This is a genomic window from Bradyrhizobium sp. CCBAU 25338 (assembly GCF_028128965.1).
In the GTDB taxonomy this organism is placed as follows: domain Bacteria; phylum Pseudomonadota; class Alphaproteobacteria; order Rhizobiales; family Xanthobacteraceae; genus Bradyrhizobium; species Bradyrhizobium liaoningense.
Genome location: NZ_LFKY01000033.1, coordinates 142,668 through 155,048 on the forward strand (window position 1 = coordinate 142,668; position 12,381 = coordinate 155,048).

Annotated in this window: 7 protein-coding genes, 1 tRNA gene and 1 pseudogene; 1 reads left to right on the forward strand and 8 read right to left on the reverse strand. The window is 65.9% G+C overall.

Features of this window, described 5'->3' with window-relative positions:
* Positions 1 to 163: 163 nt before the first annotated feature.
* Positions 164 to 425, reverse strand: a pseudogene (locus tag ACM42_RS13730) (hypothetical protein).
* 262 nt (positions 426 to 687) lie between these two features.
* On the opposite strand from ACM42_RS13730, the gene ACM42_RS13735 reads away from it, so the two are divergent.
* Complete coding sequence (locus ACM42_RS13735; protein WP_271528417.1) at positions 688 to 894, forward strand: hypothetical protein; 207 nt, start codon at positions 688 to 690, stop codon at positions 892 to 894.
* 79 nt (positions 895 to 973) lie between these two features.
* Here the strand turns inward: ACM42_RS13735 and ACM42_RS13740 are convergent, their stop codons facing one another.
* The 7 genes from ACM42_RS13740 to ACM42_RS13770 all read right to left on the reverse strand — a co-directional run bounded on the left by ACM42_RS13740 (position 974) and on the right by ACM42_RS13770 (position 11,826).
* On the reverse strand, positions 974 to 1,120 hold the full coding sequence (locus ACM42_RS13740; protein ID WP_162832026.1) for a hypothetical protein: 147 nt from the start codon (positions 1,118 to 1,120) through the stop codon (positions 974 to 976).
* Between the two features lie 661 nt (positions 1,121 to 1,781).
* A tRNA-Cys gene (locus tag ACM42_RS13745) sits at positions 1,782 to 1,855 on the reverse strand.
* A 76-nt stretch (positions 1,856 to 1,931) separates the two neighbouring features.
* On the reverse strand, positions 1,932 to 2,666 hold the full coding sequence (locus ACM42_RS13750; RefSeq protein WP_271528418.1) for a tRNA-uridine aminocarboxypropyltransferase: 735 nt from the start codon (positions 2,664 to 2,666) through the stop codon (positions 1,932 to 1,934).
* 36 nt (positions 2,667 to 2,702) lie between these two features.
* Positions 2,703 to 5,807: an efflux RND transporter permease subunit gene (locus ACM42_RS13755; RefSeq protein WP_271528419.1), complete on the reverse strand. Its 3,105-nt coding sequence runs from the start codon at positions 5,805 to 5,807 to the stop codon at positions 2,703 to 2,705.
* Positions 5,807 to 8,956: an efflux RND transporter permease subunit gene (locus ACM42_RS13760; protein ID WP_271528420.1), complete on the reverse strand. Its 3,150-nt coding sequence runs from the start codon at positions 8,954 to 8,956 to the stop codon at positions 5,807 to 5,809. Before ACM42_RS13760 ends, ACM42_RS13755 begins: the two co-directional genes overlap by 1 nt.
* 37 nt (positions 8,957 to 8,993) lie before the next feature.
* Positions 8,994 to 10,385, reverse strand: coding sequence for an efflux RND transporter periplasmic adaptor subunit (locus ACM42_RS13765; protein WP_271528421.1), 1,392 nt, complete (start codon positions 10,383 to 10,385; stop codon positions 8,994 to 8,996).
* Positions 10,375 to 11,826, reverse strand: a complete 1,452-nt coding sequence (locus ACM42_RS13770) for an efflux transporter outer membrane subunit (protein ID WP_271528422.1) — start codon at positions 11,824 to 11,826, stop codon at positions 10,375 to 10,377. The genes ACM42_RS13765 and ACM42_RS13770 overlap by 11 nt, the downstream gene beginning before the upstream one ends.
* Positions 11,827 to 12,381 lie beyond the last annotated feature (555 nt).

The window sequence follows — 12,381 nt, forward strand, 5'->3', positions numbered from 1 at the left end:
CTGATGGAGATGAGACCCCGGACAGACGCATCTACGGTCGGGCCTCCGCAGCAAATCAACCGGCCCTCCACAGCCTGTCCGCAGCATATCCACAGGCTCACTACGCCGGATTCGTGAGCCCGTGCGAGGTACTTGCTGCGCACAAACCCACAGGCCGCACAACTCAGCCGCCAGGCTGGTCGAACACGGCGCGACAGGCCTCGCTGAAGCTGGACCGGTTGCGGCGCAAGCAGGCCGTGATGGCGCGGACGTTGGGGATCTCGCCGGCGCAGAGGCGGTAAACGTCAGGGGTGCAGGCCCGCCGCTGCTCCGCTGTGCCCTGTGCATGAGCGGCGGAGGGCAAACAGCGTCAGGAACAGCCCGACCGTCGAGGTGCCGCGCGCCCGGCTTTTCACGCCCGCAAATCGCAAGAACCTTGCCCTCATGACCAAGTCTCCCGTTCTGCCCTGCTCGCGCGGCCTGCGCGGGCCGACCTGGTGCGAAGAGCTAGGAGAAATAAGCCAGTGGGAATGTGATCTCTTTCACACCAACGAGGCCGTGGCGGCACGTAGGATTCGCCCGGGACTTTTTCAGGAATCGCTAACCAATCGGGTCCCGATCGCCGGATCGTTAAAATGCGAGCGATCGGGTCAATCCGAAGACAAGCCGGCTTTGCGACATTGCCTCATCCGCGTTCCGGAGGGTGTGATGAGCGAAGCCGAATTCAACTTGCTGCTGGATGCCGTCCGGGGCGTCATGGTCCTTGAAGATCTGGCTCCCGCGCCGGAGGAGGAATTCGTGCCCCGCTCGTGGAGTTTCGACGCGACGCCCAGGACAATTCCGAAGGCCGCCAATGACAACGAGGGCGCTTGGCCCCTCCTGCCCTTTCCCGACGGCTGGTATGCGGCCTGCTGAGGCCGGCTTCACCGTGAACGGATGCGCCCGCCTCGCGGGCGCTTTGGCATTATCGAGCCCGGGCCGGGCGCGACCACGATCAACTCTTGACGCGTTCCTCGCCGTCCTGCGGCGCCCGGTCGGGTGCAGCCGGCGGAAAGATGCTGTCATAGATCGCGCGCGCCTCACGAATGAGGCGAGCCCGCTCCAGCTCGGATTTCGGAACAAATCGGACGATCTCGCCCACGGCTTCTCCAGCGCTCGATTGATCGGATATTTCACCCGACCGATGCGAACTCTATGCCAGCAGGCCTGAATCGCCGGTTGGCGCGGGGCCCGGACAAATCCGGTGTGCAGCCCGCCACCCGACAATACCGACGGCTGTCATAGCCCGCCTGTTTCGAACTGGCGGAACGCCGTTGCCACGGGCTGTTTCGTTGGGTCACTTGGCTCTTTCAGCACACCCGGAGGCTACAGACGTGCCGATCGAATAGCACGTGGGCGGGGGTGGATTCACTTTCGCCGGCGCGCCCTTTGCTACGTCGGGCCCTGGATTCGCCGCCCCCCAGAAGACCGTTAACGCGGCGACAGCCGCGATGATTGCGAACGCGATCTTGTCAAGCTTGATTAAAACGGGGCGACGCTGGAGCCCGTCGGGTGCAATGTGCTTCACTTAACTCAACCCGGACCAAACAATGGAACCATGGTGGATCAGTTCCAGTTCCCTTGCAAGGCACGGCCACGTGAGCAACCGCGACCGGCTACACAGGAGGGTGCTGCGGCAATGATCGACGCCGCCTGGAAGGCAGCCGCTCAAGAACGGGAAATGAAGGCTGGCGATCCGCTCGCCGGGCGATGAGCCGAACAGCCGCAAAAGGAATTTAGCAAGAAATTCCAGAGCTTTATGATGGAGGCCACGACCAGAATTGAACTGGTGTACACGGTTTTGCAGACCGTTGCGTAACCACTCCGCCACGTGGCCCCGTAGGGGCGGAGCAATATAGGGGATGAAGCGTTTAGGCAACCGCCTTCGTCCGACCATCCGATGTGGATCGAAGTCAGGCGCGCTTGCGACGCCGGAAGTCGCGCCGGCGGCCCTTCGGGGCCGGTTTGGGCGCCAGTTCCGGCATCTCGCCCTGGACCTCGCGATATCGTGTCAACAGCCGCTCAAAACTCGCATGCAGCGTGTCGGCGATGTCAGGACGCCGCTCGAGCCCGGCGAGGACCGTCGCCGCGGCCTCGATGGTCGAGAGCCCGTCGCTGCGCGGCTCGCGGCGCAGACGTCCGTACCGCGAGGGGTGCGCCGGATTGAGGATCACGCGCTGGCACTTGAGCATCCAGGGATTGCGCCACCATAGCGCCTTGGCCTGGCTCCAGGTGCCGTCGAGCAGCACCACGCCCTCGAGCTTGCCGAGGATCGCACGCTGGTTCTCCGCGACCTCACCCTTGCGGTTGAGCGCGACGATCTCACCTTCGGCCTCGAGATCGGCCGCGCGCGCCGAGCCGAGGTAGAGCACGGCCCAGTGCGAGGCGTTCTCGACCGGCCGCCCCAGCGCCTTGGACAGGCTCGGCCAGGACAGGCCGACCCTCACTGTGGCATCGGCGAAATGCCTGGCAAGCAGCCGCGCGGTGCCGAGCGCCCTGTCCTGCTCCTGCGGATGCTGGAGGATCAGGAGCGACAGCCGGTTTTCGATCGGCGTGACGCTGTCGCAGATGCAGAGCGGCATCGGCTTCTGGCAATGCGGGCATTCGGGAATGGGATCGGCCGCGGCCGCATCTGTTGGGTTCGACATGGGCGCGCTATACGCTTCGCGCGCCGCTTCAACAACCTATTCCGCCGGTGCCGCCAGCGGACGCGGCTCGGAACGGCGTCGCAGGCGGTCGATCAAGAGATAGATCACGGGCGTGGTGTAGAGCGTCAGGATCTGCGAGACGAACAGGCCGCCGATGATGGTGATGCCGAGCGGGCGGCGCAGCTCCGTGCCGGGGCCGGTCGCCACCACGAGCGGAATGCCGGCGAACAGCGCCGCCATGGTCGTCATCAGGATCGGACGGAAGCGCGCCTGGCAGGCCTCGAAGATCGCCTCCGCCGAGGACAGGCCGCGCCGGCGTTCGGCGTCGAGCGCGAAATCCACCATCATGATGCCGTTCTTCTTGACGATGCCGATGAGCAGGATGATGCCGACGAAGGCGATCACCGTCAGCGGCGTGTTGGTGATCTGCAGGGCGAGCAATGCGCCGAGTCCGGCCGAGGGCAGTGTCGAGATGATCGTGAGCGGATGGGCAAGGCTCTCGTAGAGCACCCCCAGCACGATATACATCGCGACCAGCGCGCCGAGGATCAGGAGCGGCTGACGGCCGCTGGTCCTGGCGAAGTCCCCGGCATTGCCGTCGAAGCTGCCGCGAATGCCCTCGGGCATGTGCAATTCCTCGACCGCGCGCTGGATGTTCTGCGTCGCGACCTGCAACGGCACGTCCGGCAGCAGGTTGAACGACACTGTGGTCGAAGGGAACGACTGCGAGTGATAGACCGCCAGCGCGGCGAGCCCGCGCGTCGCATGCACCACTGCCGAGAGCGGCACCTGCGCATCGCCCGCGCCGGCGACATAGATGCGGTCGAGGTTGGAGGGATCGACCTGGAATTTCGGGTCGATCTCCAACACGATCATGTACTGGTTGCGCTGGGTATAGATGATCGAGATCTGCCGCTGCGCGAACGCATTGTTGAGCGCGTTGTCGATGTCCTGAACCCTGACGCCGAGCGCCGAGGCTTTCTGGCGGTCGATGGAAAGCGTGAGCTGAAGCCCGCCAGGGTCGCGATCGCTGGAGATGTCGGTGATGCCCGCCACGCTCTCCATGCGTTTGGCCACGATCGGCGCCCATTTCTGCAGCAGGCCGAGATCGGTGCTGGTCAGCGTGTACTGGTAATCGGAATCGCTCTGTCGCCCGCCGGCCCGCACGTCCTGGGCGGCGAACATGAAGAGCCGAATGCCGGGCACGGGGTATAACGCGCGCCTGAGGCGGTCGATCACGACCTGCGTCGAGACGTGCTCGCGCTCTTCCGGCGGCTTCAGGCTGATGAACATGGTGCCGCGGTTCGAGGTCGCCCCGCCCGGCCCGCCTCCGCTGCCGACGGTCGAGCCGATGCCGGCCACGGCCGAATCCTGCATCACGATGTCGGCCAGCCGCTGCTGCAGACCAAGCATCGACTGGAACGAGATGTCGGCCGAGGCGCGCGTCGCGCCGATGATGAAACCGGAATCGTCCGTCGGGAAGTAACCCTTGGGGACCTTGATGTAGAGTGTCACCGTGAGCGCGATCGTGGCGAAGAATACCAGCAGCGTCAGTAGCGGAAATTCCAGCACGGTGCGCAAGGTGCGGGAGTAGAAGGCGACGATGCGCGACAGCGAGCCCTCGATGACGCGGTCGAACAGGGTCGCGGTGCTGGACGTAGTCTGCCGGATGTAATGGGCGCAGATCATCGGCGTGACCGTGAGCGACACCAGCGTCGAGACCAGGATGGCGAAGGTCAGCGTCAGCGAGAACTCGCGCAGCAGCCGGCCGACGATGCCGTCCATGAAGATCAGGGGCGTGAAGGCGGCGATCAGCGACAGGCTGATCGAGACAACGGTGAAGCCGATCTGCTTCGCGCCCTCCTGCGCCGCCCGGAACGGCCGCATGCCCTGCTCGAGGTTGCGGTACATGTTCTCGATCATGACGATGGCGTCGTCGACCACGAAGCCGACGGAAATCGCCAGCGCCATCAGCGACAGATTGTCGATCGAGAAGCCCGCGACCCACATGCCGGCGCAGGTGCCGGCCAGCGCCAGCGGCACCGAGATGCCGGCCGCGATCGTCGGGGTCAGCCGTCGCAGGAACACGAACACCACGGCCATCACCAGGAACGCGGTCGCCAGCAGGGTCCACTGCATGTCCAGCACGCTGGCGCGGATCGTGCCGGTGCGGTCGACCAAAGTGGAGACCTCGACGCTGGCCGGTATCCACTGCTTCAGCGCAGGGATCAGCGCCTTCACTCTGTCGACGGTGTCGATGACGTTGGCATCACCCTGCTTGGTGATCTGGATCAGCACCGCCGGCTGCTTGTTGAACCAGGCGATCGAGCGGGCGTTGCGGACGGAATCCTCGATGTCGGCGACGTCCGAGAGCCGCACGAAATTGCCGTTGGAGCTCTTGATGATGATGTCGCGGAACTCCTTCGCCGTGCGCATCTGGCGATTGAGCGCCAGCGTCTCGCTCTGACGCTCGCCTTCGAAAATGCCGACGGGACCGAGCGGGTTGGCGTTGATGATCGCGGTTCGGACGTCGTCGGTGGCGATACCGGCATTCGACAGCGCCACGGGGTTGAGCTGTACCCGCACGGCCGGCTGGTCGGCACCGGACACGGTGACGTCACCGACGCCCGGCACCTGCGAGATGCGCTGCGCCAGCACGGTATCGGCGACATCGTAGATCGCGCTTGCCGACAGCGTCTTCGAGGTCAGCGCCAGCACGAAAACCGGCGCGCCGGCCGTGTTCGCCTTGCGGAAGCGGGGCAGCGTCGGCAGGTCGCTCGGCAGGTCGACCATCGCGGCGTTGATCGCCGCCTGCACGTCGCGTGCGGCCTTGTCGATGTTGCGGCCGATGTCGAACTGGAGCTGGATGCTGGTCGTGCCGAGGGTCGAGGTCGAGGTGATCTGGTTGATGCCGGCGATCTCGCCCAACCGCCGCTCCAGTGGCGAAGCCACCGTGGCCGCCATCACGGACGGATCGGCGCCGGGCCGGCTGGCCGAGACGAAGATGGCGGGGAAGTCGACGTTCGGGACCGAGGCGACGGGCAGGAAATGGTAGGCAACGACCCCCAGCAGGAACAACCCGATCGACAGCAGCGTGGTCGCGACCGGTCGGCGGATGAAGGGCTCCGAGATCGATGCCATCACTGCATCCCCTCGGTCGCGCCGGCGACCGGCGGCCCGCCGGATTCGGCGGGCGGCAGCGCCTGCTCGAGGCGGCGGTTGATGCGGTCGAGCGCGAGATAGATGACGGGGGTGGTGTAGAGCGTCAGGAGCTGGCTCAGCAGCAGGCCGCCGATGATGGAGATGCCGAGCGGGAAGCGCAGCTCGGCGCCGGTGCCACTCTCGATCGCGAGCGGCAGCGCGCCGAACAGCGCCGCCAGCGTCGTCATCATGATGGGACGAAAGCGCAAGAGACACGCCTGCACGATCGCCTCGTTCGGCGACATGCCCTGCCCGCGCTCGGCCTCCAGCGCGAAGTCGATCATCATGATCGCGTTCTTCTTGACGATGCCCATCAGGAGAATGATGCCGATCAGGCCGATCACCGAGAGATCCTGACCGCACAGCATCAGCGCCAGGATCGCACCGACGCCGGCCGAGGGCAGCGTCGAGAGGATCGTGATCGGATGGATGTAGCTCTCATAGAGCACGCCAAGCACAATGTAGATGGTGATCACGGCGGCAAGCAGCAGCCAGGGCTGTCCGGCGAGCGCCTTGGCGAATTCGGCGGCATCGCCGGCATAGACGCCGACGATGCTGTTGGGCATGCCGATGCGGGTCTCGATGGTCTTCACGGCCTCGACGGCATCGCCGAGCGCCGCGCCCGGCGCGAGGTTGAAGCTGAGCGACACGGACGGGAATTGCGCCTGGTGCGAGATCGCGAGCGGCGCCGTTGTCCGCTTCAGCGTCGCCACGGCCGACAGCGGCACCTGCGCGTTGGGCGCGCCGACGGTGCTGCTGGCGGCGCCCGGCAGATAGAGTTTCGACAGGATCGAGGGATCGCGCTGGTACATCGGCAGCGCCTCCAGCACCACGCGGTACTGGTTGGCCTGCCCGTAAATTGTCGAGATCTGTCGCTGGGCGAAGGCGTCGTTGAGCGTGTCGGTGATGGCCTGAAGGCTGACGCCGAGCTGGCCGGCGCGGGTGCGGTCGACATCGAGCTGGGCCCGCAAGCCCCCCTCCTGCGCCTCGGAGGAGACGTCCCGGAACAAGGGATCGCGCCGCATCTCCGCAACCAGCTTGCGCGCCCATTCCGAGACCAGCGTCGCATCGGTGCCGGTCAGCGTGTACTGGTATTGCGAGCGGCTCGACTGGGTCGAGATCTGCACGTCCTGCACCGGCTGGAAATAGACGGTCATGCCGGGGATGCCTGATACCCGCTCCTTCAGCCGGGCCACGACGCCCGTGATGTCGTCACGCCGCTCGCCGCGCGGCTTCAGGCTCATGACGAGCCGGCCGACATTGGTGGTCGGGTTGACCGAGCCCGCGCCGATCACCGAGACCACGCCGACCACGTCGGGGTCGGCCCTGATGGCGTCGGCCGCCTCGGCCTGCCGTCTCTTCATCTCCGCAAACGACACGTCGGGCCCGGCCTCCGTCACCGCCGTGATCGAGGCGGTGTCCTGCAGCGGGAGGAATCCCTTGGGCGCGACGACATAGAGCACGAGGGTCGCGATCAGCGTGGCGAAGGTCACGACCAGCGTGGCGCGCTGGCGTTCCAGGACCCACAAAAGCGACCTGTGATAGCCATCGACCGTGCGGTCGATGAAGCGGCTGATCGCGGCCAATCCCGGCACCGCCAGCTCCTCATGGGCGTGCTTGAGCAGGCGCGAGCACATCATCGGCGTCAGCGTCAACGAGATCACAGCCGACGTCACGACCGCGATCGTCAAGGTCAGCGCGAATTCCCGGAACATGCGTCCGACGAGGCCCGACATGAACAGGAGCGGAATGAACACCGCGATCAGCGACACTGTCAGCGAGATCACGGTAAAGCCGATCTCGCTGGCGCCCTTCAGCGAAGCCTCCATCGCACTGTCGCCGTTCTCCATGTGGCGGACGATGTTCTCGATCATGACGATGGCGTCGTCGACGACGAATCCGGTGCCGATCGTGAGCGCCATCAGCGAGAGATTGTCGAGGCTGAAGCCGGCAAAATACATGATGCCGAAGCTCGTGATCAGCGACAGCGGCAGCGCGACGCCGGCAATCAGCGTGGCGCGCAGCGAGCGCAGGAACAGCAGCACCACCAGCGTCACCAGCACGACGGCAAGGACCAGCGTGAACTGCACGTCGCGCACCGAGGCGCGGATCGTGACGGTGCGGTCGGAGACGATGGTGAGGTTCACGCCGGCCGGGATCGCGCGCTGCACTTTCGGGATTTCCGCGCGGATCTGGCTGACGACGTCGATGACGTTGGCGCCGGGCTGGCGCTGGATGTCGATGATGACGGCCGGCGTGCCCTGGTACCAGCCACCGGTGCGGTCGTTCTCGAGGCCGTCGACGATCTGGGCGACGTCGCCGATGGTGACGGGCGAGCCGTTGCGATAGGCGATGATGACCGGCCTGTAAGCGTCGGCGGCGGCGATCTGGTCGTTGGCGGCGATGATGTAGGATTGCTGCGCGCCGTCGAGCGAGCCCTTCGGCCCCGAGACATTGGCATTGGCGATCGCAGTGCGCAGATCTTCCATGGCGATGCCGTAGGCAGCAAGGCGCGCGAGATCGGCCTGGATGCGCACTGCCGGCTTCAGCCCGCCGAGGACCGAGACCCGTCCGACGCCAGAAATCTGGCTCAAACGCTGCGCCAGAATGGTGTCGGCGATGTCGCTCATCACGCGCAACGAGATCGTGTCGGAACGTAGCGCCAGCGTCATCACCGGCGCATCCGCCGGGTTCACCTTGGCGTAGGTCGGCGGATAAGGCAGCGTCTTGGGCAGCACGCCGGCCGCCGCGTTGATCGCGGCCTGCACGTCCTGGGTCGCGCCGTCGATATCGCGGTTGAGGTCGAACTGGAGCGAGATCTGGCTGACGCCGAACGAGCTGGTCGAGTTCATCGCCGACAGCGACGGGATCTGGCCGAGCTGCCGCTCCAGCGGCGCGGTGATCAGCGAGGCGATCACGTCGGGGCTGGCGCCCGGAAGCTGCGTCGTCACCTGCACGGTTGGGAAATCGACCTGCGGCAGCGCCGAGACCGGCAGCGCGAAATAGCCCAGCAGCCCGCCGATCAAGAGCGCGATGCCGAGCAGCGAGGTTGCGATCGGCCGGCGGATGAAGGGTTCGGAGACACCCATGGGAGCTGCCTGCCGCTTCAAGCGGCTGTTGTCGGGATCATGGCTGCTTCGCTCCACTTCCCGATGCTCCCGGCCCCGGTGCCGGCCCGGTCTGTCCCTTCTGGTCGCCCTCGCTGCTCTTCCGCTTGGCGCGGAACTCGCCGTCCTTGCCTTGGCCGTCCTTCTGGCCTTCTTTGGCACCCTCCTTCTTCTGGGCGTCCGGCCCGCGCGAGCGCTTGCGCGGCGCGAGATCGGCCGACGGGGTCTGGTCGTCGCGGCCCACGATCACCTTGGAGCCATCGGACAGATTGGCAAAGCCCGTGGTGACGACCTTGTCGGTCGGCGAGAGGCCGCCGGCGATGACGGCGTCATGCTCGTTCTGCTGGGTCACCGTCACGGGCTTGGCCGAGACGATGTTGTCCTCGCCGATGACGTAGCTGAAGGTCCCGATCGGACCGCGCTGCACCGCGGAGGTCGGCACCACCAGCGCCTGCGTCAAGGTCTCGACCTTGAGGCGGACATTGACGAACTGGCCAGGCCAAAGCTGGTAATGGGCGTTCGGAAACTCCGCCTTGAGCTTGAGCGTGCCGGTGGTCTGGTCGACCTGGTTGTCGATGCCGGTGAGCTTGCCGGTATCGATCACGGTGATGCCGTCATTTCCGAACACGTCGACGGCGAGCGTGCCCTTTGCGGCGGCCGCGTTGACGCGCATGATCTGCTGCTGCGGGAGGCTGAACCACACCGCGATCGGCTGCAATTGCGTGATCACCACGAGGCCGGTGGTGTCGGAGGCGTGGACGATGTTGCCCTGATCGACCTGGCGCAGGCCGGCCCGGCCCGAGATCGGCGCCACGATCTTGGTGTAGCTCAGCGTCGCGGCCGCGTTGTCGATCGCGGCCTGGTCGGCTTTCACCAGCGCCTCGGTCTGCGCCACCAGCGCGCGCTGGGTATCGGCCTGCTGCTTGGAGCCGGCATTGGAGGCGGCGAGCTGTTCGTAGCGGGCGAGATCGATGCGCTGATTGGCGAGCTGGGCCTGGTCCTGCGCCTTCTTGGCCACCGCCTGGTCGTACTGCGCCTGGTAAATCGCCGGATCGATCTCGCCGAGCACGTCACCCTTCTTGACGTCCTGGCCCTCCGTGAAGTTGACGGCGATCAGCTTGCCGTCGACCTGCGAGCGCACGGTCACGGTGTTGAGCGCGCGGATCGCCCCGACGCCGTCGAGATAAACCGGCACGTCCTGGATGCGCGGGCTCGCCGCCAGCACGGGCACCGGCAGATCGGGGCGCTGGTTGCGGTTGTTGGCCTGTTGCTGATGCGTGACGATCCAGCCGAGGTAGCCAAGGCCGCCCAGGATAGCGAGCGTGATCAGGGTCATGACGAAGCCGCGGCCGCGCGATTTTTTCGCCGTCCCCTCTTCCGCGCCCTGCTTCGTATCCGGCTTAAAGAGCATTGACCGGTTTCTCCATTCGCGGCTCCCAACCACCGCCGAGCGCCTGGTACAGGCTGACGATGGCGAGAAGCCGTGCGAGTTGCGCCTGCGACAGCACGTCTTCCGCCTGGAACAGGGTCAGTTGGGTGTTGAGCACGGTCACGATGTCGGCAGTGCCGGCGCGCAGTTGCTGCTCCGACAGATCGAAGGCGCGGCGCGAGGCAGCAACGACGTCGCGCTGCAATTGCAGCCGGATCGTGGTCTGCTTGATCGAGAACAGCGCATTGTCGACGTCGGCAAAGGCCTGGACGATGGTCTTGCGGTAGGTCTGGAGCAGCTCGTCCTGGCGCGCCTTGGCAAATTCGAAATTGCCGAGGATCCGGCCGCCGTCGAAGATCGGCTGCGTGGCGCTGCCGACGAGCTGGAAGAAGGCCGCGTGCGGCTGGAACAGCGAGACAAGCGCCGAGCTTTGATAGCCGCCATTGCCGGTGAGCTGAATAGTCGGAAAGAACTGCGCGCGGGCATTGCCGACGTTCGCGGTGGCGGAGGCGAGCTGCGCCTCCTGCCGGCGAATGTCGGGCCGCTGCGTCAGCAGCTCCGACGGCAGGCCGGGCGTCACGCGTGGGATCGCGATCCGGTCCAGCGAGCCGCCGAGCACGCGCACGCTCTCCGGCGGGCGCGAGACCAGCACGGCGAGCGCGTTGACGTTCTGGTCCAGCGTCTGGCGCAGCGGCGGCACCAGGGCCTTCTGGTTCGCAAGCACGCTTTCCTGCTGGGCAACATCGAGATCGGTGCCGGTGCCGGCCCTGCGGCGCTCGCGGACCGCATCGAGGATGCGCTGCGCGCTCGCGATGTTGCGCTGTGAGGTCCTGATGCGGTCCTGCGAGGCCAGGACCTGGAAATAGGCGTTGGCGACGGCTGCGAGCGTCGTCAGCGCGACCGTGTCGCGATCGAAACGATTGGCGTTCGCGGTCTCCTCCGCCGTCTGCAGCGCGTCGCGGTTCTGGCCCCAGAAGTCGAGCTGATAGCTCGCGCTGAGCGAGGCCGAATAATTGACGACCTCGCGCCCGCCGATGGACAGGCCGGAGGCGCTCGAACCCGAGGTGCGCGAATAGGTTTCCGACCCGGCTGTCGACAGGCTCGGCAACAGCGCCGCGCCTGCCTGCCGCGCCTGGGCGTCGGCCTGGACGATGCGCGAAACGGCAGCGGCGATGTCGAGGTTGACGGTCTGCGCCTCCACCATCAGCTGCGTCAGCTCGGCTGAGCGGAAGCCGCGCCACCAATCCAGTGACGGCGGCACATCCCCTTTCCCGGCATATTTGTATTGCGCGGGAACATCGAGCGCGGGGTCGGGCAGATCCTGCGTCAGCACGCAAGCGCCCGAACCGGCGGAGAGGCTCAGCACCGCAAGCCAGCGCGCCGCACGATGCGTCCAGGACGCAGAGCGCGATGATCGCCACATGGCGATCGCCGGAACATGTTGTGTCACATCCACCCCCCGCCGGGCAGATCGAGCCGCCACCCCGCCGCGGGATTAACCGATTCGCGGCAGGATGGTGGGGGGGCTTTCGGCAACTCGGTCACAGGCGATGCTTTCTGCGGAACCTTGAGCTTCATACTAACCGGGCACGGAACAGGGGGACAGTGTCGCAGTTGCGAGATGCCCGTGCGAACGAGCGGGCGCAAAACTGACAGGAATGCAAGAAGTGCCCGTCTCGCAGACACTTCTCTCACTACGTGACGTCGGGAAACACGATCAAGCTTACCAAGATTTCATGTGATATTGCTGCCACACCGGCTGCTGTGCCCTTCAATTCGACTGCACCACGCCGCTTCAGCCCAGTCGCGCCTTCTGGCCACCTCACAAGTCCGTCAATTTGCCGAAAGCGAAGCCGTCCATCGTGCCGATATTTCTTCGGCCTTCCACGTGCTGCCCACGCTCCTCGATCTCGACACGTCTCGTCCCTGGCAAAAATTGGTCGCAAGACCGCTCGTGACGCGCGCTATCGTTTCGTCC

What these genes read in the sequence shown, in the direction of transcription:
- ACM42_RS13735 (WP_271528417.1), top strand. Translation starts at nt 688, where the DNA reads ATGAGCGAAGCCGAATTCAACTTGCTGCTGGATGCCGTCCGGGGCGTC.
- ACM42_RS13750 (WP_271528418.1), bottom strand. Translation starts at nt 2,666, where the DNA reads ATGTCGAACCCAACAGATGCGGCCGCGGCCGATCCCATTCCCGAATGC.
- ACM42_RS13755 (WP_271528419.1), bottom strand. Translation starts at nt 5,807, where the DNA reads ATGGCATCGATCTCGGAGCCCTTCATCCGCCGACCGGTCGCGACCACG.
- ACM42_RS13760 (WP_271528420.1), bottom strand. Translation starts at nt 8,956, where the DNA reads ATGGGTGTCTCCGAACCCTTCATCCGCCGGCCGATCGCAACCTCGCTG.
- ACM42_RS13765 (WP_271528421.1), bottom strand. Translation starts at nt 10,385, where the DNA reads ATGCTCTTTAAGCCGGATACGAAGCAGGGCGCGGAAGAGGGGACGGCG.
- ACM42_RS13770 (WP_271528422.1), bottom strand. Translation starts at nt 11,826, where the DNA reads ATGTGGCGATCATCGCGCTCTGCGTCCTGGACGCATCGTGCGGCGCGC.